Annotated in this window: 25 protein-coding genes, 1 tRNA gene, 1 pseudogene and 1 riboswitch; of the genes and pseudogenes, 6 read left to right on the top strand and 21 right to left on the bottom strand. The window is 42.1% G+C overall.

The window, feature by feature from the left end:
• Positions 1-238: 238 nt before the first annotated feature.
• Genes UB51_RS15015 through UB51_RS15035 form a run of 5 tightly spaced genes read right to left on the bottom strand, consistent with a single transcriptional unit; the run spans position 239 to position 4,050 of the window.
• Positions 239-688, bottom strand: coding sequence for a DinB family protein (locus tag UB51_RS15015; protein WP_044877991.1), 450 nt, complete (start codon positions 686-688; stop codon positions 239-241).
• A gap of 15 nt (positions 689-703) precedes the next feature.
• Entirely contained in the window at positions 704-1,210 is a 507-nt protein-coding gene (locus UB51_RS15020) for a pyridoxamine 5'-phosphate oxidase family protein (RefSeq protein WP_234405447.1), read from the bottom strand.
• Positions 1,211-1,250: 40 nt separating this feature from the next.
• On the bottom strand, positions 1,251-2,030 hold the full coding sequence (locus tag UB51_RS15025) for an ABC transporter ATP-binding protein (RefSeq protein ID WP_044877993.1): 780 nt from the start codon (positions 2,028-2,030) through the stop codon (positions 1,251-1,253).
• A 1-nt stretch (position 2,031) separates the two neighbouring features.
• On the bottom strand, positions 2,032-3,021 hold the full coding sequence (locus UB51_RS15030) for a FecCD family ABC transporter permease (protein WP_052675955.1): 990 nt from the start codon (positions 3,019-3,021) through the stop codon (positions 2,032-2,034).
• 15 nt (positions 3,022-3,036) lie between these two features.
• The gene (locus UB51_RS15035) at positions 3,037-4,050 is read right to left on the bottom strand and encodes an ABC transporter substrate-binding protein (protein ID WP_052675956.1); all 1,014 of its coding nucleotides are present in this window, start codon (positions 4,048-4,050) and stop codon (positions 3,037-3,039) included.
• 202 nt (positions 4,051-4,252) lie between these two features.
• Here UB51_RS15035 and UB51_RS15040 point away from each other — a divergent pair, with 202 nt between their 5' ends.
• The 3 genes and pseudogenes from UB51_RS15040 to UB51_RS29510 all read left to right on the top strand — a co-directional run bounded on the left by UB51_RS15040 (position 4,253) and on the right by UB51_RS29510 (position 5,807).
• The gene (locus tag UB51_RS15040) at positions 4,253-4,927 is read left to right on the top strand and encodes an Ig-like domain-containing protein (RefSeq protein ID WP_052675957.1); all 675 of its coding nucleotides are present in this window, start codon (positions 4,253-4,255) and stop codon (positions 4,925-4,927) included.
• A gap of 49 nt (positions 4,928-4,976) precedes the next feature.
• Positions 4,977-5,387, top strand: a pseudogene (locus tag UB51_RS26530) (S-layer homology domain-containing protein); the annotation flags it as partial.
• On the top strand, positions 5,382-5,807 hold the full coding sequence (locus UB51_RS29510; RefSeq protein ID WP_340140894.1) for an S-layer homology domain-containing protein: 426 nt from the start codon (positions 5,382-5,384) through the stop codon (positions 5,805-5,807). The pseudogene UB51_RS26530 and the gene UB51_RS29510, both read left to right, overlap by 6 nt.
• A 225-nt stretch (positions 5,808-6,032) precedes the next feature.
• Here the strand turns inward: UB51_RS29510 and UB51_RS15045 are convergent, their stop codons facing one another.
• The 4 genes from UB51_RS15045 to UB51_RS15060 all read right to left on the bottom strand — a co-directional run bounded on the left by UB51_RS15045 (position 6,033) and on the right by UB51_RS15060 (position 10,422).
• A complete protein-coding gene (locus UB51_RS15045) occupies positions 6,033-6,407 on the bottom strand; it encodes a hypothetical protein (RefSeq protein WP_044877994.1) in 375 nt (124 codons plus the stop codon).
• Positions 6,408-6,516: 109 nt separating this feature from the next.
• Positions 6,517-7,221, bottom strand: coding sequence for a hypothetical protein (locus UB51_RS15050; RefSeq protein WP_044877995.1), 705 nt, complete (start codon positions 7,219-7,221; stop codon positions 6,517-6,519).
• A 404-nt stretch (positions 7,222-7,625) separates the two neighbouring features.
• Positions 7,626-9,605, bottom strand: coding sequence for an AraC family transcriptional regulator (locus UB51_RS15055; protein ID WP_234405448.1), 1,980 nt, complete (start codon positions 9,603-9,605; stop codon positions 7,626-7,628).
• A gap of 409 nt (positions 9,606-10,014) precedes the next feature.
• On the bottom strand, positions 10,015-10,422 hold the full coding sequence (locus tag UB51_RS15060; RefSeq protein ID WP_044877996.1) for a hypothetical protein: 408 nt from the start codon (positions 10,420-10,422) through the stop codon (positions 10,015-10,017).
• Between the two features lie 134 nt (positions 10,423-10,556).
• Positions 10,557-10,657: riboswitch (purine riboswitch) on the top strand.
• A gap of 61 nt (positions 10,658-10,718) precedes the next feature.
• Here UB51_RS15060 and UB51_RS15065 point away from each other — a divergent pair.
• Complete coding sequence (locus UB51_RS15065; RefSeq protein WP_044877997.1) at positions 10,719-11,888, top strand: MFS transporter; 1,170 nt, start codon at positions 10,719-10,721, stop codon at positions 11,886-11,888.
• Between the two features lie 153 nt (positions 11,889-12,041).
• Positions 12,042-12,974 (top strand): DUF1963 domain-containing protein, encoded by a 933-nt coding sequence (locus UB51_RS15070; RefSeq protein ID WP_044877998.1) that lies wholly within the window; start codon positions 12,042-12,044, stop codon positions 12,972-12,974.
• A 903-nt stretch (positions 12,975-13,877) separates the two neighbouring features.
• On the opposite strand, the gene UB51_RS15075 is transcribed toward UB51_RS15070, so the two are convergent.
• The 3 genes from UB51_RS15075 to nrdR form a co-directional block, all read right to left on the bottom strand.
• On the bottom strand, positions 13,878-14,165 hold the full coding sequence (locus UB51_RS15075; RefSeq protein WP_044877999.1) for a hypothetical protein: 288 nt from the start codon (positions 14,163-14,165) through the stop codon (positions 13,878-13,880).
• Positions 14,166-14,371: 206 nt separating this feature from the next.
• A tRNA-Ala gene (locus UB51_RS15080) sits at positions 14,372-14,447 on the bottom strand.
• A gap of 137 nt (positions 14,448-14,584) precedes the next feature.
• The gene (gene nrdR, locus UB51_RS15085; protein WP_044878000.1) at positions 14,585-15,052 is read right to left on the bottom strand and encodes a transcriptional regulator NrdR; all 468 of its coding nucleotides are present in this window, start codon (positions 15,050-15,052) and stop codon (positions 14,585-14,587) included.
• A 136-nt stretch (positions 15,053-15,188) separates the two neighbouring features.
• Between nrdR and UB51_RS15090 the strand changes: the two genes are divergently transcribed.
• Positions 15,189-15,404, top strand: coding sequence for an alpha/beta-type small acid-soluble spore protein (locus tag UB51_RS15090; protein ID WP_044878001.1), 216 nt, complete (start codon positions 15,189-15,191; stop codon positions 15,402-15,404).
• Positions 15,405-15,476: 72 nt separating this feature from the next.
• On the opposite strand, the gene UB51_RS15095 is transcribed toward UB51_RS15090, so the two are convergent.
• From UB51_RS15095 to UB51_RS15135, 9 genes are all read right to left on the bottom strand, one after another.
• The gene (locus tag UB51_RS15095) at positions 15,477-16,040 is read right to left on the bottom strand and encodes a lytic transglycosylase domain-containing protein (RefSeq protein ID WP_044878002.1); all 564 of its coding nucleotides are present in this window, start codon (positions 16,038-16,040) and stop codon (positions 15,477-15,479) included.
• Complete coding sequence (coaE, locus tag UB51_RS15100; protein ID WP_044878003.1) at positions 16,037-16,633, bottom strand: dephospho-CoA kinase; 597 nt, start codon at positions 16,631-16,633, stop codon at positions 16,037-16,039. Before coaE ends, UB51_RS15095 begins: the two co-directional genes overlap by 4 nt.
• Positions 16,634-16,642: 9 nt before the next feature.
• Positions 16,643-17,335: a sporulation membrane protein YtaF gene (ytaF, locus tag UB51_RS15105; RefSeq protein WP_044878004.1), complete on the bottom strand. Its 693-nt coding sequence runs from the start codon at positions 17,333-17,335 to the stop codon at positions 16,643-16,645.
• 132 nt (positions 17,336-17,467) lie between these two features.
• A complete protein-coding gene (mutM, locus tag UB51_RS15110) occupies positions 17,468-18,298 on the bottom strand; it encodes a DNA-formamidopyrimidine glycosylase (protein ID WP_044878005.1) in 831 nt (276 codons plus the stop codon).
• Positions 18,299-18,349: 51 nt separating this feature from the next.
• Complete coding sequence (polA, locus tag UB51_RS15115; protein ID WP_044878006.1) at positions 18,350-21,013, bottom strand: DNA polymerase I; 2,664 nt, start codon at positions 21,011-21,013, stop codon at positions 18,350-18,352.
• A gap of 242 nt (positions 21,014-21,255) precedes the next feature.
• Positions 21,256-21,915 (bottom strand): phosphate signaling complex protein PhoU, encoded by a 660-nt coding sequence (phoU, locus tag UB51_RS15120; protein ID WP_044878007.1) that lies wholly within the window; start codon positions 21,913-21,915, stop codon positions 21,256-21,258.
• Between the two features lie 77 nt (positions 21,916-21,992).
• A complete protein-coding gene (gene pstB / locus UB51_RS15125; protein ID WP_044878008.1) occupies positions 21,993-22,748 on the bottom strand; it encodes a phosphate ABC transporter ATP-binding protein PstB in 756 nt (251 codons plus the stop codon).
• Between the two features lie 106 nt (positions 22,749-22,854).
• The gene (locus UB51_RS15130) at positions 22,855-24,015 is read right to left on the bottom strand and encodes a methyl-accepting chemotaxis protein (RefSeq protein ID WP_052675959.1); all 1,161 of its coding nucleotides are present in this window, start codon (positions 24,013-24,015) and stop codon (positions 22,855-22,857) included.
• Between the two features lie 155 nt (positions 24,016-24,170).
• The gene (locus tag UB51_RS15135) at positions 24,171-24,905 is read right to left on the bottom strand and encodes a response regulator transcription factor (protein WP_044878009.1); all 735 of its coding nucleotides are present in this window, start codon (positions 24,903-24,905) and stop codon (positions 24,171-24,173) included.
• Positions 24,906-24,937: the final 32 nt, after the last annotated feature.

The following is a 24,937-nucleotide window of genomic DNA, read 5'->3' on the forward strand; positions in this document are numbered from 1 at the left end:
GATGGATTGGGATTGGATGTGCGCCCCGCATTTGAACATGATGACGAATTCCCTTGTATCGTCCAGCACGATATCGGTTAGCGTAAATAAAGCCGCTGGTCATGCGCCAGATTAAAACAAAAAACGGCATCTCTGCCGTTTATGTTTAAGATATTGGTGGAGTTTATGCCCCATATAACATAGCCATAATTCCGTAATCCTTGGTATTCCGCAGTAACATGGGGCACTTCTTAACTTCTTAGATGCGAGCGTTTTTCTGAATGAGAGAAATCTGTCCAGAATGAATCCCTGTATGATACATAAGTCTGCCTACGGCTTCAAGTGGTGTTGATGCACCCATGGGCGATTCAACACTCTGATGCCACGCCTCCTCTGGAAGCTCTCGCATGGCTTCGATTAAATTCGCGTTCGATGCCTTCAGCAAATCAACCAACTCTTCTAAACAGGCGAAAGACTTGTTGTTATCCACCAATCCCGGGCTCTTTGCATTATTACACTCCTCCGGTATACTCCTGCCGAAGAACCAATCCGCGAACATAAATTCCACTTCCGCGTTATGACGAAGCAAAGATTCGATGGATGTTGAACCGATCTGCAGGCTCAAGTCCTCTTCCGATAACGCCTTCGCCGTTTTGTGAAATCGTTCTTGAATTGCTTGCCAAATCGGCAGGACAGTAGAAAAAGTCATATGAAATAGGCTCCTTTATACAACATCTTTCTTCTTATCAATGACAACATGATTGAATACATTCGCATCCACGTCTATATCGAATGCCATACCGAAACCAACCACATAACGACCTTGCAGAGGGGTCAACTCGAACAGTGAGAAATCTAGTCCGCGCAACAAATCCATCGTCTTTGCACCGTGATTGGTATTGAACAACTCGAAGATGTCCTCATGACCATCATTACCCATATTACTGGAAGTACAATTCAAACGTACACGTTCCGTTGCAAATTTATTGTTCGTTGCAGACTCATCTGCAATAAGAAGCACATCGACATATTCGTTTTTTTCCGTATATCTATAGTGATCTGCGATCTTACTAATATAGATATAAAGCTTACCTTCTTTCTTAACGAAAGGGGCACAACTAATGAATGGCTTACCTTCGTCGTCTATTAAGCTCAAAATTAGATTTCTACGATTCGCAATAAACTGTAAATAGTTTTCCTTATACTTCTCCAAATCAATAGACTTTTTCAATGTAAATCCCTCCATAATGTGGTTTTTGAATTTATTCGGACTATTTCACGGTACTTAACAAATGAATGCGAGGTTTCTGCTCTGATGGAATATATTGAATCTCCGAATCCATCCGATAAACCTGCCGGATCATGTCCGTTGTCATAACTTGATTCGGTGTGCCGTACATCGCCTTCTCGCCATCTTGCACGACAACAATACTATCGCTGTAACAAGAAGCTTGATTGAGGTCATGCAGTACCATGACAACAGTCATCCCCATATCCTGGTTTAACTCACGAACAAGCTCAAGCACTTCATGTTGATGGGAAATATCCAGGTAAGTTGTCGGTTCGTCAAGCAACATCACTTTAGGGCGCTGCGCAAGCGCCATGGCAATCCATGCACGCTGCGATTCACCGCCGGATAACGAAACGACCGGTCGATCCTTATATGCTGCAAGATGAGTTTTCTCAAGTGCCCAATAGACGATTTCCATATCATCATGATTTAATTTCTCAAACCACTTTTTGTGCGGATATCTGCCATAAGAGACAAGATCGATCACACTCATATCACTCGGTGCTTGATTCTTTTGACTTAACATGCACATTTTACGCGCAACTTGTTTGGCGCTCATTGATTTTAAATTCGTGCCTTCGAGCACTACAGAACCTGTATGATAAGGAATAAGCCGCGAGACTGCTTTGAGTAATGTTGATTTTCCCGAGCCATTCGGTCCAATGATGGACACGATTTCACCTTGTTTAACGGAGAAGGAGAAGTCGTTAATTACGCTCTTCTGCTCATACCGAATCGAAATGGAATCAACAGTAAACATATTAGAATGTCCTCCTTCTCATCAGGTACAGAAAATATGGCGCGCCTATGACAGCCATGAGAATTCCTGAAGGTATATCCAACGGTGAGAACAGTGTGCGTCCACCCGTATCCGCAATCAACAGCACAAGTGCTCCAAGTGCCATGCTCATCGGCAATAAATACTTATAGTCTGAGCCAACTAGCATTCTAGCCATATGCGGTACAACGAGACCGACAAACCCGATCATCCCAATGGCAGCTACAGAGATAGCAGCCAAGAATACAGCTAATAAGGACAATATGATACGGATCCGGTTAACATTCTCACCCAGATTAGAAGCGACCTGATCGCCCAACCGAATGATATTCGCCTTGCGTATGGCGAAGAACGATAGTATCCAGCCAACAATCGCATACGGTAAAACCATCACCAAGGCATTACTACCTTTCGCAGCCAAACTACCGTTTAACCATTGGACAGCGGTGGGGAGCCGATCGCTGTACATAATCGTCAGAAATCCAATGACTCCCCCACACAAGGCATTCACCGCAACGCCAGATAAGATAATTGTGATCGGTGAAATACCGTTCCGCCTCCATGCTAGTGCATAAACAATGGATGCAGCTATGATTCCGCCGACAAAAGCAGCAATCGGAATGAATTGAGTATATTCTGGCGCAGCAAGCATAATCACCAGTACACAAGCCGCCGCACCGCTAGTCACACCCGTCAAACCAGGATCAGCAAGAGGGTTACCCATTACAGCTTGCAAGAGTGCGCCCGAAATCGCTATATTCGCCCCGATGATCATCGCCAACAATACACGCGGCAATCGAATATCCCATATGATTGTGGCGTTCACCGCTTCGGAGGATGAACTAAAGATTGTACTTAATATTTCTGGTATCGAGATGGACACACCACCTAGTCCGATTGCGATTATCGCAGCTATGATCGTCAAAATTAACGTAAAAATAACAATGGTCCTGCTTCGAGATGTTTTTATCACTTGCTATCTCCTCTATTATTCATAGAAATAATTTGCGATTTGAGTTAGGGCTGTCTCCGCGTTAATTATCGAGGTTACGCCAAAAACACTGTAATCCAGAATATGAATTTTGTCATTTTTATAGGCTGAGAGTTTGGTCCATATGTTATTCTTTTCTACTTCTTTCTGAAACTTGTCTACTGAAGCGCCATGATCGCCTGATGCCAATACTAGAATAATATCTGGATCAGCAGCTACTATGTTCTCCATGTTAATTGGAGAGTAAACCTCTGACACTTTCAGTACGGAAGTCGCGATATTATCTGCATTAAGCTTCTTCACCAAACTACCTAGATAGGAGCGATCACTCATAACCATGAAAGAATCAGAAGTTCCGATCATCAGCATGACACTCGGCATTTTCTTGCCTTTCGCTAGTTTGATCAACTCATTTTCCTTTTCTATTATCTTGGTCAGTACAACGTTCATCTCATCTATTTTATTAAAATAAGTGCCCAATACTTTCATACTAAGTTTCAAATCCTCAAATGATTCAGTACGTAAATAAGCTTTTTCCAACTTAATACCTTCTAGATTTTTATCTAACGTGCTTCGAAGCGACTCCGCACCGAGAAGCAAATCTGGCTCAAGCTTAGTCACAACTTCAATATCCGGCGACATGGGCGAGCCAATGCGCTGTATCGCTTCGAATTCCGCAGGAATCGGATTAGTAGAGGTTGGTACACCCACCGGTGTAATCCCCAGCAAATGTAGCATCTCTGTTAATGGCACGGATGTCGTGACAATTCGCTCCGGCACCTTCGCAGGAAATTGGCTTAACGCTTCAGTGAACAACGCTTTATCGACACCATCGTTCTCCAAACTGTATACCTTATCTGTATCTTCGCTTGTATTAGTCTTAATCGTCTCATTACTTACGGTGTTTGTTACCGCTTCATTCTTCGCTTGATTGTCCGCTTTATTGGTGGACGAACAGGCAGACATTACGCTAAGAGCCGTAATAAGCAAAAATACGATTAACTTTTTCAAAATCTATCCCTCCGCATATGTATAGTTGTAATAATCACTTAATAACCTCAAATGATAATTATTCTCACTTACTATTATGATAATGGTTATCATTATCAACTGTCAAGAAGTTTATTTGGAATATTTATGCAGACGTCTTTGCTTATTGTCTCTGAATGTGTAGATATTCCTTCCAGTTCGTTGAAAGAAATCGTATTACTTCTTGAGTTATCGTATTACAAATCCAGGAACACAAGGAACGGCAGTCATTACAAACCCCTTAACTGGTGACTTCATCTATACTCCAAAAGCTGGAGCTACGGGTATCGATACAATCAAGTTTACAGCCAATGACGGTAAAGCCCTTTCCGCAGAAGGAACCATGAGTGTTAGTATTACGGATCCCAACAGTAACCAGGGCGTAGTTGCCCATTGGCGCTTTGAGAGCGATCCATCTGTTGACGGACAGCCTCTTACAGGCGACGGAGCCGTTGTCGTAAAAGATTTATCCGGCAACAATAATAATTTGCACCGAGTTGATGAAGGAAAAAGTAAGCCGGGAGATATGATCTGGTCTTCGGACAAGCCTATTGATTCAGCTACAAAAAACAGCATTCGTATTTTCGGTGATAAGACCGCAGGTAAAGCATCTTACCTGAAGACTAATGATAATGCTCAGGTTAATAACCTAGAATTCGATAAAGGATATACGATCGAAGCCTATATGAAAATCGCGCCTGAATGGGATCCAATTAAAAACGGTTGGATGGGTATCCTTACACGCGATGATACCGGCAGCGATATCGGTAATACTGGTGGAGACAAGGATGAGCCAACTGCTACCTTGGCTATATCTACGCTAAGAGAGATGCAATGCCGTATTCCCGAAAAAGAATAATGATAGTGTTACGAACTGGTCTGGGGAGCTCTTCTTTAAATGGCATCATGTTGCCGTTGTAAATGATGGTGTGAAGACGATCATGTATATCGACGGTGCTCCGGTACTTCGGAATCCAGATGGCGAACAAGGCGGTATGATGACAACAGGAAAATCCTGGATAATTGGATCCAACCAATATGACCATGTCCATGAGGGATCTTTTAACGGCTGGATTAGTGAAATTCGGATCACAGACCGCGCATTGAAGAAGAGTGAGCTTCTGAATATGCAAAATAAGTCTACAACATCGACGCCGCAGGTTGAGTCTCCAAAGCCGAATGAAACACCATCGGCTCAGCCAGTAGAGTACAAAGACATGAATAATCACTGGGCTAATAAATCAGTCACGCAATTGAGTGACAATAAACTGTTTAGTGGATTCTCTGACAGATCCTTTAAACCAGACAAAGCAATGACTCGTGCCGAATTAATAACTGTTATTTCACGTCATCTTAATTTCGATAAGACTAGCGCCGATAAAGCCTTATTCAAGGATACAAATAACCATTGGGCGTCTAATGCCATTTCTACAGCCGTTGCAAAAGGGATTGTGGCAGGCATAGATGCTGACTCATTCGGACCGGATAAACCGGTAACACGAGAACAAATGATAGTCATTCTCGTCAACGCTTTCGGACTGTCGGGCACCGAGAAACACGTGAACAAATTCAAAGATAGCTCCAACATATCCGATTGGTCTAAAAAATCCATCTCAACGATGGTCGAACTTGATCTAGTTAACGGATATAACGATGGAACCTTCCATCCGAAAGAGCCTGCTACACGAGCAGAGGCTGCAACCATACTTGTGCGCCTGTTCGACCTGATCAAGGAGTAATCCCATTGGCAGTAAAAAATACGGAAGATCGCCTAATTAGCGGTATATAATCATATATTTCAGCTTTAAACAACAAAAAAACACAAACGGTATCTCTCCCGTTTGTGTTTTTTCCCATCCTTCGGCACAGATCCATCTGTATGACCATTACCGTTGTAAGTGACAGTGTACATCAGGCTATTGGTCCATTCTGCATCTCTGCCGTTTTTTTGAGTAGCTCGGGGATTAATCCACTTGGAACAAGACAGGCGCTGCATCTGTGATCTGATTGGCAAACGCTAGGGCTTCCTTAAGTCCTTGAGTGTTCACGCCATGATCTGCAGGTTTGAAAGATACAGGTGTCCCACCTGCTACATACTTCTGACCTAATTCCTCAATTCCGTATATCAACATAAACACTGCTTGATCGATGCTTTCCTGGCTTGCACTTGGATCTGTAACGAACTGTCGTACATATTCCCTGATTAATACGAACTCTCCATATCTGGTACTTTGATTATTCTTACTCAGATCTACATAAGTCACTACATCCTTCATCTGATCAGCAAACACAAGTAACAGACCTACCTGAAGCCCCTTATTTTTGAAAATCCAATACAACTGTGGTTTACCGTTCTCAAATATCCGTAGACTCTAGTCTATTTAGCCCAATCTTGCTTCCTGATATCGATGTAGCCTTCAAAAAAAATGCAAAAGACCTTCTTGAACATTAAAAAATAAACATGAGCCAAATAAACAACAGACATGGCCACCACTGCTTGCCTGCCTTTACAAACAGCCAGCCAAACACCAAAGCAAAAGCAGTGATATACAATCCACTAGCCAGACCATGTGTCAGATGACTAAGCCCCCAAGTCACCATCAAGCCTATACCTCCGTAAGGAAGATTAGGCTTTTTAAACCACATTTCTCCAGCACACTGCATCAAAGCAACTAATAGCACAACTAGAATGGATTCTACTATGTAATATACATTTTGAGTTAAAGAAACTAATAAGCCCATAGAGCCATGAGCACGTGTGAATTTTTGGTATTCATCGTATATTTGTAGCAAGTTCCCTTCCAACAGCAAGGACTCAACCACTGCGAACAAAAAGCTCATTATAACAGCCACGCTCATCAACAAAGGAATTCCTTTAGAGCTCCATCGCAGAGATATAACGTTCTTTAACACCTTTTTCTTCTTTAACCACACAAAAAAAAGAACGGCTCCAACAGCCCATAATAAAATTACAATACTCCAATGTACAACAAGTACGTACCATGGGCTGCTAAAAAAGTCGTCCATATTGAACAGATCTCCCCATAACCACTGATCCATGACCATGACAAACATATCCATTCCCAATATTAAAAACACAAGCAAACCTAACAAAAAGTATTGTAAAGCTGATATATTCTCTTTTTCACGCATGTATTGCCTGCCCCCTTACTCTTGTTAGTATATGTATATATTTCCCATGACCCTAACGCTTCAAGTATGGCATTATTGCATTTCATTTGTATGTAACAAATTGCTCAATACAGATTGGTTTGGAACTTTGAATTTATCCGAAGATTGTTGAAATACTCACCCTATTGGGGCCATAAAAATATCCCCTCCAAGTTTACTCTTTTCCCCGTGATAACATGCGGGATTTTGAGTGTCTCCTTAAAGGGGATAATATCCTGTTTTTATGTTTGATAGAGCCAGAGGGATCAAACACCTGAAATCATCACTGCCAGCGATGCGCACTCCGGGGTTGTTGGTTACACCCATATGAATATTGAATAGAAGATCATTCAATATCTCACTAACAAACTTTTACTTTTGCTTAGCTAATAAAACATTACAATAGCATCAAGTTGAAGCTCCAACGAGTAAGGATCCTCCATTACAAATTCATCGCCTTTATCGTCGAATGAACCGTACATATATACCTGACCTTTTTGAACAGCCGGAATCTTCTTCCACAGGTCACTGTCTATAACTTGATTTGCTCCTTCATCGCGTGCACCATATACAAATATATGATCACCCATATATTCAGGCAAAACCTCAAGAGTAATGTTCTCAAATCCTTCTTTCATATTCAGAGCTTTTTCCGTAGGCGGCAACTGCAGCATTTGATAAATGGTCGAGCTGCCATAATTGCCTCCCTCCGCCGCCAACACATACAATGATTTATTCGCGACTTGCACGATGGAGACTGTCTCTCCTTCTTTAACAATACCAGCAATTTTCTTTCTGGCCTCTGCGGCTTTCTCTTCATATTCAGTTATCCATTGTTCCGCTTCCTGCTGCTTTCCGAAGATTTCACTGATTCTGCGGAACTTCTCCAGCGGCCCCGCTGTAGATAGACCTTCCCAATAAGGCAGGAACACCGTTGTTCCTATTTTTTGGTAAGACTCAATATTTTCTTCTATCGAACCTATGATCAAATCCGGTTCCAAATAAGTCAATTTCTCCAAATTCATAGGAAATGCGCCGAGATCCTCTATTCCAGCCAAAATGTCTTTTGAAATACCCACTTGATTGATCCAAGCCTCACCCAGCATAAAGCTTCTGACCCCTACAGGAATAATTCCTAGTTTCAAAAGATGACCCATATATTGATCTGATGCTACCCGTTTAGGATCAGCCGGTATCTCTACATCCCCCTTCAAAGTAGATACAATTCTTGTTTTTGCTGGTACCTCTGCTTGCTGGCCTTCTTTAAGTTGTTCGGAATTTGTTCCTGCCGAATTATTAATTGGAGCTTGTGAACCTACGTTTGTATTTGCCGGACTTGAGCAAGCACCCACTAATAATGAAAGGCACATCACCAAAGTCATTACCGCTATCTTAGTTCTTCTTTGCATCAATAACTCTCTCCCTGTCTGTTGAAAATGATTTTCATTATCAGTATAGAGACAAAGATTATTATGCAGAACGGCAAATCCTTGCATAGATATGGGCAATTCCCGATCTGGGCTCTGCTTCTCTCTAAAGTGTGCAGGAGATAATCCTTTGTATTTCTTGAAACTGCGGCTTAACGAATGGGCATCCGGAAATCCAACACGTTCAGCAATTTCTTGTAAAGTTGCATCTGTCCGCATCAGTAACTGCGTCGTTCTGTCCGACCGTACCTGACCCAAGTAATGAATCGGACTATTCTGCATTTTTCTCTTGAACAGTCTGGACAGATGTCCCGCGCTGCAATCCAGTGCTTCCGCAATCGAATCTAGCGTAAGTGGCTTATTGAAATGCTCGTGGATATAACGGACCGCCAATGTAACCAGATCAGGCCTTATCGGTTCAATTTTCTGTTGGTGCAACTGCCATAGCAACTCATAAACGAACTGATAAAATGTCGCTTTAACTTGCAATTTCCCTAATACAGTAGACTGATGCCATTCTTTGTCCAATCGTTCGATGTTGTCAAATAGAGATAACGGATAGCTTGGAGCAAAGGCATATTGATATTGAAATGGATTGTCCTCCTTCATCCGTTGTACAATCTCCTGACGACAGGGCAAGGGTAGTGTCGGCTTGTACAAAATCATATAATATTCCAACTCATCCTCGGCCAAAATATTCAGGTTCATGCCCTTCCCGCCATGAAAAATATGAAACCGCTTTGCCATATGGACGTTGCGATCCAACCCTATCGGCGCACTTCCACGCACTGTATAGAGGAATGCACTGACAGGCAGTCGATAGGACCGCAACTCCTCCCCCTGCTCCATCACTGTATGCCGGATATCAATAACTTTTATAAAAACATGATTCCACAACAATATGTGATCATTTAATTTCATTTCATCATTTAATTTCATCGTACCACTCCCCCGTTCCAAACCATTCCATGAACAACGATTCTGGATTTAAGTTCATTATAATTGATAACCATTCTAACGAGCAATTGCTTCGTCTAAACACCTCATTAGCAGATAAAGTCAGGCAGCTATATGATGCAAACGTAAAGAAGTGTGTGGTTATATTTCGTTTATGATGGGGCCAAGTGGGATCGCCCTTGTGCAAGGACCGAAGCGGATGAGTACGGCGTCTGAAACTAGCGCTAAAAGACTTCTTCTAGTAAGCTTCGTTAATCTGTGATTAGAGTTTCATAAATCCGCTTAGGTTTTCCAAATACAAATAGAGGCTACCCCTCGGCAGCCTCGGTTTTACAGTTACTGAAAATAAGGATTAAAAAGCCGATCTCTCGGCTTTTCCTAAGGTAGTCTATTACCACCCAGAAACGATATTCGCATTGATTGTCCATCTCTTGAAAGGCGTTCCTATAATTTCGACTTTGTACGTTCCTGATGGATGTGAGGTTGCTGGATGCATGGTTGCTAGACGAATATACTTGGATGTGGTTTGATTCGGGGTGATAGAGAATTCATTATAAGAGATCCCATCCCAATTTCCTGTTGACGTATTATAGTAATATAGTAATGCAATGACGGATTCAGTGGCGGACGACGGACCTTCAACATCAGCGACGAGAAAGTCGCCACTGAGGTAAACATGTGAGCTACCACTATGATAACCAGTAATTATCTGCCTGTAAGGAGGATCAGCGAAAGCGGAAGAAGCCAAGCTAAACATTAACACTAGCATCAATAGTCCAACAGTAAGCTTTTTTCTCATCAGTTATCTCCTTCGTTTTTAGAAGTCAGGATGCTACGGCAGTATACTTGAACCGTAGTTCCCAAATAACTATATGACGAGGACTTCTTATTTAGAACGATGTAAAAGATTGTACCCGTATTGATCTTTTTAATTTGATTGTATATACTTGAACTTGTATAATCTCAATAATATGGTTTGAGAGTCTCTACCGGATGCCGTAAAAATCCTGATTACAAGAAAAATGTGAACTCACATTTTTTTGTAATCAGGATTTTTTTTCGTAGACTTGATAACCGCCCAAAGGAGAAATATCAATGAATCTTAAAATTTTTCTACTCACTATGGCCACATTTACTGTAGGTCTGATAGAACTGATAATTGGAGGTGTCTTACCGAGCATTGCTCAAGATCTCAATGTCTCGCTAAGCACCGCCGGACAGCTTATTACGATCTATGCTTTAATCTATGCTATTTCCGGGCCTACTTTGTTGGCACTTACCGGAAAGATAGAGAGAAAACGTTTGTATTTATGGTCCATGCTTATTTTCACTCTCGGCAGCTTCTTAGCTTTCTGGAGTCCGAACTACCTGGTGCTCTTTATCTCCCGAATCATTACAGCCGCCAGTGGATCTTTAATTGTGACCCTATCACTGACCATAGCTGTCAAGATTGTGCCTAAAGCCTTTCAAGCCAGGGTCATCGGGATTATCTCTATGGGCGTCAGCTCTTCTATTGTGTTAGGTGTACCACTAGGTGTTCTAGCTCAGGATGTTCTGGGATGGCGTGCTTTATTTTTAATCATTGGCCTGTTAACTCTCGTTGCAATGGCTACGATTCATCTATATTTGCATAAAATTCCTACGGAGCAGCTTGTGCCATTGAGATCCCAATTGCAGTCTCTCAAAAATGCAAAAATCATCAGTGCGCATCTCGTTACAACTTTGGCTTTAGCCGGACATTATACGCTCTACGCTTACTTTACGCCATTTTTAGAAAACTTATTAAATCTGGATGCCAACTGGATCAGCGTAGCATATTTTGTGTTCGGTCTCTCTGCAGTAAGCGGAGGCTTGATTGGAGGCTTTCTGGCAGATACTGTGGGCGCAACAAAGAGTGTTTTGATTATTATCGCTGTGTTTGTCCTTGTCATGTTTATTTTGCCGTTCTCTACATTAAACCTGTATTTATTTACATTCGTGCTTATACTCTGGGGAGCCCTGAGTTGGGCATTATCACCGGCACAGCAAAGCTATTTAATTCAAAACGCGCCTGAATCGTCGGATATTCAACAAAGTTTTAACTTCTCCGCTCTGCAAATCGGAATTGCACTGGGCTCTGCATTAGGGGGAGTAGTAATTACAAAAGCTGATTCCATTGAGAGTAATGCCTGGGTGGGCGGAATATTGATGATTGCTGCGTTTTTCTGCTGCCTTTACTCGATTTCCAGAAAACCAGCCTTTCAGACACCGGAAAATGTGAATTAGAGGCTTTCATCACTGGTGGAGTCCATATACAATCAATCCAAATGGGCTTCAACTCCGGGGCTGCTTTATTGGAACCAACCAAGCTGACGCAGGGCTAACACCGTTTATTCAATCTTTATAGAATCCCAAAATTTCTAAGGGGGAAGTTGACTGATGCTGCCACAAGGATTGCAGAAAGATTTAGAGAGATTCATCCAGACACAAGAACTTGATGAGCGAGTCGCGAAACTGGTGAATAGTCAGGCGGAGCCTTTGCTCAGATTTACACTTGCAGGAGAGGAAGATTATGTCTGCACCGGCAACAGCCGGGTTGCCGGCTGCCCGGATCTGCCGCCTTCGTTCGAATGGCCGCTGGACTCCGACGGGGAATATTGGACGTTCATTGCCCAGATTAATTTGGACGAGCTTCCTATTACGCCTTATGCGGGTCTACCACTGCGTGGAATCTTATATTTTTTCCTTGGGCTGGATGAACCTGCGTATGATATCGAACACCGGATTTATTATTACGATGCCGATTTAACTGTTCTGAAGAAGACCGCTCCGCCGGATGGACGGGAGGAAATTTCCGAGGAGAACCGCGGGTTCGTCTCCCATAAAATATCGTTTGAACCGGACTGGACTCTCCCCGAAGAAGCTATGGATACTTTAATGGAGGATTTCCCCGATGCCTATGATGCGCTAGAGAATGGTGGCGATACCTTCTGGGGCCAGCACCAGAGCTGGGCCGGAGATACACCATTGGATGCCTACTTGTGCCGCAACGGGATGCAGGATATCCTGTTCAGCCACCATAAGACAGCGGATCAAATACGACTGGAAGCTCGCGAAGCCGAGGAAAGAGGCAGCTTAGAGTACGCACAACGTCTGTTGACTCAAGCGATACCGCAACTGGAAGAGTATAACAGGAATAAGGGAAGGCATAAGACCCGTACGGCAAACTGGCATGTACTGCTGTCTATTTCCTCCCTTGACGAAGTGGGCATGTGCTGGTGGGACGCTGGTTATGTGGAATTTTTGATCGATAAATCCGATTTGGAGTGTCTGGATTTTAGCCGTACTTATGTGAATCTAGCAACGAGTTGATAACGCACTTTAACAGCTCCAAACGCTGTTTGGGTAGTAATCAGCAGTTGGCCGTACTCCTGATACTGAAATTATGCATGACCACTCCTTAAGACCTATATTCTGATTCTATTCCTTTATCGGTTTTTCTTAACAATTTTTTAATATAAGGTTCTGTTTTCTTTTATTGTTATTTTTAACCAAGGGAAAATAACTCACAAATAAAATAGTTAAATAAACTCGTATTGTCCACAAGCAACCGAGAAGCCACCGAGTATGCAAAAAAATTTCCACTGTTACCAGAGGTTTGACCACGAGAGTAAAAAGCTTAGAAATTTGCATACCTAAGAACCGCTAAACACTCTGAAATCTTTGTGTTTAGCGGCTTTTTTCTTTCTGGAGCCTTGGGGGGCCCCCCTAACCTCTCGCATGCCCATGCAGGCGCTCTCCCGCAGCGCTTAGTTTCACTGCCCCCTGCCCCTTCGTTTCCATGTTCCCTCAAATACATCCTTGGCAACCTGTAACGCGGATGCGGCGCGCGGCCAGCTACATAAAACGCAAGATAAGTTATCACTTTAATCAGTACTTCTTTGGTCAGACCGTTCTCTTGGGCCAGACGGAGATGATAAGGAAACTGTCCTGTAGTCCTGTAGTTCCCCAGCTACTAGCGCGGATACCGTAAGGAGACTGCGTTCCCTAAGCGATATTTGTTCTCTCCTCCACCGCCTGATCAATATTGTGTGTTAATTCAACTATCGTGTTCCGTCGTATTATGAGGATAGCCAGTTTTTACTGGTTGATTAAGCCAATTCAGCAGCAGCTCAAAACTCAAAAAAAAACCGCCACAATTAATAGCCGTTACAGCTATAAAAAATGACAGTTATTTTTATATCTTTGTCGTCGTATCCAGTATGGATATGTTCATTATATACGTTTAAATTCCATATTTGCTGTTTCCAACATGGATTTCCAATTAGCAAATTCCGTTTCCCTATTAACATGCCGATCAAAAAGTTCATCAGGTATGTTATTGATATCTTCTTCTGTCTTTACTTGAAAATTCCCTTTGATTAAAAACTCATCAAAACTCTTGTAACTGGAATGCTTACTCATGAACGCTTCATTAAACAAATTCTCTAAAGAAATATGATTCGGATCTTCTTGATTCGTTTTCTGACCTTGTAAATCGATCATCAGTTCTTCTAGTGTCATTGGTTTTTGTCTTCTCAAATTACCACTCCTAATTTTATATATTGTTTCAAACTAACGTGTTGATTATCCTGAAAACCACGTGGATACAATCACCCTAACATCATATCATCTATTTCACTATGATAAGGCGATAAACTGCCTTTACATGTCTTGAGTGTAGTGACAAAAATAAAAAACGGCATTTCTGCCGTTTGGATTTAAGGTGTTGGTGGAAAATAGGGGGATCGAACCCCTGACCTCTTCGCTGCCAGCGAAGCGCTCTCCCAGCTGAGCTAATTCCCCGTGATAAATCTTTATGCTGGTATTCAATTTCTTTGGGGGTAGTGTAACCAACCACCAACTCCCAGTGAGCTATGGATCCATTGATTTAACAACACTCATTAATTTACCAGAAATTCATTGCTGTGTCAATGAATTTTTTATTCCTCCAATGTGCTTTTGGACAGAAGGCCTTTCAGTTCCTTCATGAACATATTAATGTCCTTGAACTGTCTGTATACGGAGGCGAAACGTACGTAAGCCACCTCATCAACAGGATGCAGTTCTTGCATCACTAGCTTACCTATTTGCTGGCTATCTACTTCGGCTACAGCGGTATTGCGAAGCGCTTTCTCTACTTCAGACACAATCATATCAAGCTGCTCAGCAGAGACTGGGCGCTTCTCGCATGCACGGATTAAACCGCGCAGTATTTTGTCACGACTAAATTCCTCTCGGTTACCATTCTTCTTAATAACGATCAGTGGTGTTTCTTCCACTTTCTCGAACGTAGTGAATCTACGGCTACATTGTTCACATTCTCGTCTGCGACGAATTGATTTGTTCTCATTCGCAGGACGTGAGTCAAGTACTTTGGTACCCGCATAGTCACAAAATGGGCATTTCATTAACGTTTCACTTCCTTTTCAATTAGACTTACCAAAAAAATGACTTTATTTCCATAAATTAAGTATCTCTTACATGTTATGAAGATTGTATTTATGACACATAATACTTTTACCAACAGCGAGGAGGTGAACGATAATGAGCACAAACAACTCCAACAACTTAGTTGTAACAAAAGCTACAGCCGCACTAGAACAATTGAAGTACGAAATCGCTCAAGAACTAGGAATAAGCATTCCTCAAGACGGATATCAAGGTAATATGACTTCTTACGAGAATGGTTCCATCGGAGGTTATATCACTAAACGCTTGGTAACCATTGGTGAACAACAACTAGCTGGTCAATTTAAATAATTAAAATAATTTAGAAATGAAAGTGTTGGGACAGGCTGTGAAGCCGCACCAACGCTTTTTTTTCATATTCGTCTAGAATTCGTCGTAGATATCTGTATATTGCTCATAATAATATAATACACGCTGCACATAATGCCTAGTCTCACCAATAGGAATTTCTTTAACCGTTTCTTGTTGTCCATCCCACAGACCCTTGTCCATCCAACTTCGTACATTTCCTTGACCTGCATTATAAGCTGCAATGGCTAATGTTCTATTACCGTCAAATTGCTTAGTTAAGAATGCAATGTACCAAGTACCAAGCTGAATATTAGGTTTTACTTCATACTTGATACGATCCAAAGAAACTTCAGGAAGCTTGACCATCTCCATTGCCCACGTCGCCGTATCTGGCATAAGCTGCATAATTCCAAGCGCGCCCTTCTTCGACACTTTACCTGGCTTAAAGTTAGACTCTGCTCGGATGATAGCTGCAATTAAGAAGGGATCGACTTCATATATTTCAGCTTGTTCATTAATCTCTTCTTTATAATGAATCGGATAGAACCAGGACATCCAATTGGTATTAAAAAAAAGTAGGACCACAAAAGACAAAAATAGAAGTAACAACACTCTTTTTTTACGTAACATCTTCATAAGAGACCCTTTTGAATCCAGAATTCATCCACTTGTCGCGCTGTATCCGTTAAACTGTGGCTATTATCAATGACCCAATCCGCCCTACTTCTCTTATCTTCAATATCCATTTGAGCCTGAAGACGTAATTCAGCTTGTCCCGAGTCCAATTGATCTCGCTCCATAAGGCGCTCCTTCTGAAGTACTCGTGACGTATAGACAACCAAGACTTCATGAAACATGGACTCAAGTGCTGACTCATACAGCAGCGGAATATCTACAACAACAAGCCGATCAGGATACTTCTCTTCTAATGTCTCCATACTTGTTCTTATTTCTTGACGAATCGCTGGATGACTTATGGCATTTAGAGCCTTGAGCGCTTCTGGATCATTAAATACGATACTACCAAGCTTCTTCCGATCAAGCGTACCATCACTTTGTATTAGAGCTTGTCCAAAGTGTTCAGCTACCGCCACCAATACGGGATGGCCCGGGAGCATAACTTCCCGAGCAATCGCATCCGCATCGACAAGCATAGCTCCTTTCTTGACCAGAAGGGAGGACACGGTACTCTTACCTGTGGCTATACCTCCCGTTAACCCGATATGCATGATTTCACCTCATAACAGCTTCATTATTCCCATAATAATTAACATTAACGCCGGCAATGCCGTAACATGACGTGTCCATGACTTAGTAGCAAATCGGAATCCTGCCTTCATTCCCATGACTAAGAAGCTTCCACTGAATACTGCAATAACAACAGCCGTCCATAGTGGTGAGAATCCTAGAAGTGCTGCCCCAAGCCCTGCACCGAACGCATCAAGAGATAGCGCAATACCAAGCCACATCGCTTCAAAACCTGAAATACTTCCTGACTTATCTACATCTGCTGATGAAGGTGTCCGTAATATTTGAATCACAAGTCCAAACTTACGAATTTCAAGTGAGAATACAGGCCGTTCTAAAACTTCCTCGGCTTGATCATACTCTGCCACTACACTGTTCTGTTTCGGTACATCAGCAACTACGCTCTTTTCCTTCTGCAACAATAATTGCACTAATGACCATGATCCCATCACAATTAAAATAGTAGCACCTACTACAGACGCTACCGTCTCTGATACTACATGACTGAGAAGAACGCCTACTTGCATCGACAAGTAAATGATCACTCCAGAAAGCATCGAAATAATAACAATCGAAAGGAGTGGTATTTTCATTTTCCTCAGACCATATGTAATACCGACTCCAAAACTGTCCAAACTCAGCGCGAAGGCTAACAACATCAATGAAACCATTTGACTGAGCACCCGGTCCCCTCCCTGTCTCAAGCGGATTTCCCGGAACATTCAACTTTACCCGGTAATGATCCGCATCCAGTTAATATTCTCTCCGTTATTATATGGAGGAACAAACGAGGGGGTGCACATTCATCTACATATTCACTTGTTCAATTGGCACCTAGGGCAATAATGCGTTCCTCGGCCTCCAACGACCGTCCTCTCAATCATAGAACCACACTTCTCACAAGGCTGAGACTGTCGTCCATACACTTGAAGTTGATGCTGGAACATTCCCATCTCTCCTTGGCCATTTACATAAGACTTAATGGATGATCCGCCTGCTTTCACCGATTCCAATAATGTACTTACCACAGAAGCATGTAAACGTTCAAACTGAGAATCACTCAATGAATTTACGCTTTGTTCCGGGTGAATTCCCGCCTTGAATAAGGCTTCATCCACATAGATATTCCCAATCCCAACCACATATGCTTGATTCAACAGCACGGACTTAATCTTCGTCTTCTTACCTACTAAGACACCTTTAAATTGCTCTAAAGTGAATGATTCATCTAATGGCTCAAGTCCAAGCTTAGACAAGGGTGGAAGTTGGAATTCCTCCCCTGGATTGAACAAATGCATCGTTCCGAATTGACGTACGTCCTTATATCGTAATTCAGTTCCATCATTAAAATGAAAAATAACATGTGTATGTTTATCTACAGGGTCTGAACTCTTAAAGAGTCCATACCGCCCTTCCATCCGTAGATGGGAGACCAGTACTAGACCATCCATGACGATCCGTAGAAATTTCCCACGTCGATCCACTTCAACAATGGTATGTCCTGCAAGCATGATTTCGAATTGCTTTATATCATCAGGGCGCTGAATAATCCGCGCCAAATTTACAGTTACATAATCTATCTTTTTACCTTTAATTAATTGATTTAAGGTTCTTTTAATCGTTTCTACTTCCGGCAACTCCGGCATGATGTACTCACCTCTATACTATTATAACGGAATTTGAAGCATTTAGGGTGTTTATTTAGCCTCATACCAGTTCATTCCAAAGCTAACTTCCGATTTCAACGGTACAACAAGTTTTAATGCTTGGCCCATGATTTCCGGTACCAAAAATTTCATAGTCTCCAGCTCATCCGCAGGAACTTCAAATACTAATTCATCGTGTACTTGAAGCAGCATGCGGCTTTTCAATTCTCGATCTGCGAGCGCCTGATCCATGTGTACCATAGCCAGCTTAATAATGTCTGCAGCCGTTCCTTGAATAGGCGTATTCATTGCCGTCCGTTCAGCAAAGGAGCGGATATTGAAGTTACTTGCATTAATCTCTGGTAAATAACGTCGTCTTCCCAATAACGTTGTGACGTAACCGTCGTTTTTGGCTACTTTTACGATATCATCCATATATTTACGCACACCTTGAAACACTTCAAAATACTGTTCAATAAATTTAGCAGCCTCTTTGCGTGGAATATTGAGGTTCTGTGACAGTCCATAATCACTAATTCCATATACAATACCGAAATTAACCGCTTTGGCCGAGCGACGCATATCAGCGCCTACCTCTTCTGCCTTCACTCCGAACACATCCATTGCCGTCTTCGTATGAATGTCCATATCATGGATGAATGCATCCTTTAAGCGTTCATCATCTGATATATGAGCTAACACACGCAGTTCGATCTGTGAATAATCGGCTGCCAAAATGGACCATCCCGGTTCAGAAGGTACGAATACTTTACGTATTTTGCGCCCTTCTTCAAGTCTAATCGGAATGTTCTGAAGATTCGGAAATTGACTGCTAAGTCTGCCTGTTGCAGCAATGGTCTGCCGATAATACGTATGCACTTTACCCGTCTGTGGTGATATCTCTTTCAGAAGACCTTCTACATATGTAGACTGTAACTTCGCCAGGGTACGATATTTCAATATCAGCTGAACAATATCATGGTAAGGAGCTAGCTTCTCCAGCACTTCCGCATCGGTGGAATAACCCGTTTTTGTTTTCTTAATGACAGGTAAACCTAACTTCACGAACAGAATTTCTCCGAGTTGCTTAGGCGAATTAAGATTAAATTCAATGCCTGCGATACTATAAATTTGTTCCGTTAGTCCGTTGATCTGCTCTTCAAATTCCTTACCCAACTGCTGTAATTCCTCGGTATGAACAGCAATACCCTGCTTCTCCATATCTGCCAGGATACGAGATAACGGCATCTCAAGATCATGAAACAATGAACTCATCTCATTCTCACTTAGAGCTAATTCCTGCTTCGGAATGATGTTCAGTAGCGTAGCCGTCTTGCTTGCAAGATGCTTGCTTAGAATGTCCGTATCTGGCACCTTATATTTCGCACCTTTGCCAAACACATCCTCATCAGCAACCATGAACGATAAACCATATTTGGATGCCAAGTCACTTACCGTCTGGTTAGCCTCGGTAGGATCGAGGATATATGCCGCAAGCTGCACATCGAAAGAAGCCCCTGCAAAAGGTACACCATGCCAATGTAACGCGAGATCCATCCGATGTAGATCATATCCTCGTTTCGGTGCATCAGCATCTTGTAACCAGTTCACGATCGGCTGGGCTTGACTCGATTTCACAAGATCAAAGGGAATATAATAATGTCGATCTTCTGTGGACAATACCATGCCTATAACATCTGCACGATGCGGATTATCGCCATGAGTCTCCACATGTAACACTTGAACCTCTGGTAAACGTTCAATCAATTCATTCATATTGTTTTCTGTAATGACTGTAACTTCAACATTTATGGCTGGCTGGGCAACCGTCCCTTCTTCACCCTCTGCATGACCAGCTGAGAAAGATAAACGTTCAAGCAGTGATTTAAATTCTAACTTGGCCATGGCTGGACCTGCCGTCTCTTCCTTGAGGCCGCTAAATGTCATATCATCCAGTGACTCATCTAGTGGCACTTCACGGAAAATTGTAGCCAGTTTCTTGCTGAGCGTTGCATCATCGGCATGAGTCTCAATTTTCTCTTTCATTTTGCCCTTCAGTTCATGCGTATTCGCAAGTACTTCCTCTACTGATCCGTATTGATGTAGTAACTTGAGTGCTGTCTTCTCTCCAACGCCCGGTACACCCGGAATGTTATCTGAAGGATCACCCATTAACCCTTTTAAATCAATAATTTGATGAGGTTGTAAACCATACCTTTCTTGGATACTCTCTGGTGTGTAGAGTTCAATCTCTGTCACTCCTTTACGAGTCAGGCCGACCTGAACATTATCAGACGCTAGCTGGAACATATCCTTGTCCCCCGTGATGACCATGACCTGCCGTCCTGCCTGATCCGCTTCTAAGGAGAGCGTACCGATAATATCATCAGCTTCATATCCAGCAAGCTCAAATTGAGCAATCCCGAATCCACGCAATAGTTCCTTAAGCAATGGAAATTGTTCGGATAGCTCAGGTGGTGTCTTTTGACGCCCCCCTTTGTAATCCTGATAGTCGCTATGTCGGAAAGTGACTTTCCCTGCATCAAAGGCAACCATCATATGCGTCGGTTTATAGTCTTCAATAAGCCGCAAAAGCATCGTTGTAAAACCATATACGGCATTCGTATGTAGCCCCTTGGTATTCGTAAGTGGTGGCATTGCAAAAAATGCACGATAAATGATACTATTTCCATCAATAAGAATTAACTTGTCCATAAAGCACCTTCCCTTTTTAAGAACGTTCTCATGTCATGATAACATACGAGCATGCAATTAGAGAAAAATCGACCCTATATTCAGCAAGAAGAAACAGCTTCGCCGTCCTTAAAGAGACGGTAACCGTTTCTCGTAGAGATATAAGCAAAGTATATTGGAGACTTAACCATTCTTATATTCCAAAAAAGAGACTAACCAAAGGTCTTGTTGACCTTTGGTTAGTCTCCGAATATAAAACCCCACTACTGATTCAAATCTGGACGATGGCCTGTTACAAGATAGACCACACTTTCTCCAATATTCGTTGCATGATCTCCGATCCGCTCAATATAACGTCCCACTAGTGTAAGTAACATAATCTGCGAAGAGGATTCCGGATGACTAATCATGAATCCGTATAATTCCGTTATCATTTGACTGTAGAGATGGTCTACTTGATCATCATCCTGAGCCATTTTGTAAGCAAGATCTGTATTCTCATCTAAATAAGAAGTAATGGCATCCGTTGTCATCGTTTTCACGAGCTCGGCCATATGCGGGATGTCCACGAGAGGTTTAATTAATTGTTGCCCTTGTAGACGCATCGTGACTTTAGCTACATCAAGAGCCAAATCCCCCATACGCTCCAAGTCACTGGAAATTTTGAATGCCACCAAAATTCTTCTTAAATCTTTAGCAACAGGCTGTTGAGTTACGATCAAGCGGGAACCAATCTCCATAATTTGTTCTTCCATAGCATTCAACTTAGCGTCATCTTTCACGATTTGTTGAGCTTTCTCTGTATCCAACGTATGAAGTGCTGTCACAGCACCTTCTAAAGCATGAATCACATGCTGCCCCATGCTTTGTAACAATAAGCGCAACTCTCCTAAATTATGATCTAGCTCTTTTCTCTGAATCATGCAGGTTATAATCCCCTTTCTCGTCATAACTGTCTCTTCTATATATACTATTCTATTCTTCAAATCAGTACTTCATCTTATCCAAAACGACCTGAAATATAATCTTCCGTACGCGAGTCTTGAGGATTCGTGAATAGAACCTTCGTATCATTAGACTCCACCACTTCACCATTAAGGAAAAATACAGTTCGTCCCGAGACACGTGCAGCTTGGTGCATATTATGTGTAACCATTACGATGGTATAATCCTCTTTCAGTTCTTGAACCAACTCTTCTATTTTAAGTGTAGAAATAGGATCAAGTGCAGAAGTGGCTTCATCCATGAGTAGTATATCAGGTTGCACAGCTAAGGCACGAGCAATACACAGTCGCTGTTGTTGTCCCCCAGAAAGACTTAACGCGGATCGTTTCAAATAATCTTTGACCTCATCCCATAGAACCGCTTGACGTAAACTTTGTTCTACCAGCTGATCGAGTTCCGCTTTTTGCCGAATGCCATGCAGTCTCGGACCGTATGCAACATTATCATATATTGATTTAGGAAAAGGATTCGGCTGTTGAAAAACCATGCCCACTTGCTTACGCAGAGCTTCCACATGAACATCATCCCCATATATTTCTTTGCCACCGATCTTCACAGAACCTACAATTTGCGTTCCGTTAATCATATCGTTCATACGGTTCAACGTACGTAGCAAAGTGGATTTCCCGCAGCCAGAGGGGCCGATAAATGACGTTATCGTTTTTTCCGGAATATCAAGATCTATATCCTTCAAAGCGTGGTAATCTTCATAGAATAGATTTAATTGCTTAATATGGATGATAGGTTCCATTTGCAGTTCGTGTCTCCTTATTTTTTACGTTATATTTATATATTTTAAAGCTTATATGTAAATGCTGTGCCCCTGAATTGTAAACTCTGTGTAAAATATAGTGTACCTACTTCTCCTTATAATCATTTCCTAACTCCATTCGTACATTCGCAGCTTGCCTCGCAGTTGCTTCAGCTAATTGATGAACCACTTCCCCGGCATGCTCGACGGATATAGCCACCTGCTCCATCTCACCAAATATACGGCTACTTTCGCTTATGTCAATCGCACTTTCTTGTATTTGAATCATACCTGCTGAGGTCGATTCATTGGTTTCAACGGCTATGTTGCTAATGTTACCTAACAAGTTCGAAATATCTTCAGCAAGATGACGTGTCTGGAGCGCAAGTGTCCTAACCTCATTAGCGACCACTTGAAATCCACGTCCATGTTCTCCAGCATGTGCAGCCTCAATCGTAGCATTCAGAGCTAGTAAACCACTTCTACCCGCTACCTCGGCTATGTCTTTAGTTAACTTAGATATGATTCCTACATCCTGAAGTAGCTTGCTCACCTGTTGTTGCCTAGATGTAAGACTATTTACTACATCTTTGTAGGATTTCTGTACTTCTTCCAGCTTAGTCTTCCCCGTTATCGACCATTCTTTCATATTTCTACATTCTATAATGGTGCTATTTGCCGCATCCGCTACTTGGAGAAGAGAGGCCTCTATACTCTCTACATGACCATAGTTGTCTTGGACCGTTAGTTTACGGCGTTCCTCTGCTTCGAATTGTAAACGCCCTGATACCATCATTAAATCTTGAACCGTCAATACACCTTTAAATTTATATCTCTCCACCAAAATCACACAATCATAAAAACGTATCTCAGGTCGATTTAACGCTCGTTCTATAAGCTGACTAGCTGATTCACGAATATCGATCACGAGTGCTTCATAGTCAGCAAACTTATGAATCGGTCTCAGTTCATATAAATCAGCAGCAAATCGTCCCATCAACCTACTGTTAAAAGCGTCTCTCATCACAAGTGCCTTAGGCACGTTATCTTTATCTGTTATAACTAGACAGGGGTAATCGGGATGATCGCGAAATATATTCATCACCTCTCGACAGGTAGCCTCCGAATTCACCATTGCAACAGCCCGTGAGTAGGTATCAATGGACACCGAAGTTGTTATAACGCTTTGTTCGTTACCGTTCTTAGCATTGATCTGAATGTCCATCTCGTCTTTCATAGTACTCTCGGGTGCTTCTTCTAATAGCATAAGTGTTATGACGATCTCCCCCAACGAATCAATGTAAAGTTCATTATATTAGGTATATTTACCTAATTGTAATATATCAGAGGATTGTTATCGCAATGTTAGAGCACATTGAGTGTATTGTAAATACTGCCATGTAAAAAAGAAGCACTCATCATTTACGTCAAATGATGAGCGCTTCTTTTCTTATTAACAACTAACTTGTACCCTACACCCCTTATGGAGTCAATGTGTACTGAGTCTGGATCTAGTTCAAGCTTTTTACGGAGTGAACTGACGTGCACATCTACCGTTCTCTGTCCACCTATATAATCAAATCCCCATACCTCGTTCATTAAGTCATCTCTTGTAAGGACCACTCCAGGCTTTCGCGCTAAGTACAGTAATACCTCGAATTCCTTGGGTCGCAAATTAATACTCTGCCCTCCCAAAATGACTTCATATTTCTCAGGAAATATTTCGAGTAGTCCCAAAGAAATCATGGATGAGGTGGATTCCACCATATTCTTATCCTCTTCAATTCGTCCAGAGACACGCCGCATCACTGCACTTACGCGAGCTAAGAGCTCTGAGACACCAAAGGGCTTCGTAATATAATCATCGGCCCCTGACTTAAGTCCCTGAACAACCTCTTCCTCTGCATTTCTAGCTGTCAAGATAATGATAGGCGTTACAATACCTTGTCCTCTTAATTTACTCAATATTTCAAATCCATTCATTCCAGGCAACATAAGATCTAACAAAATGAGGTCAAATGACTCCTGTGAAGCTCTCTCATACCCAACCGAACCGTGGTCTTCCATCGTAACTTCGTAGCCCTCTTGTGATAAATTATAAGATAGTAACCGGGCCAGTGTAGGCTCATCCTCAATTACCAATAATCGTTGTGACATGTGGTACCCCCATCTATAAATAAACTTAATTA

It is taken from the genome of Paenibacillus sp. IHBB 10380 (genome assembly GCF_000949425.1).
GTDB lineage: Bacteria > Bacillota > Bacilli > Paenibacillales > Paenibacillaceae > Paenibacillus_AQ.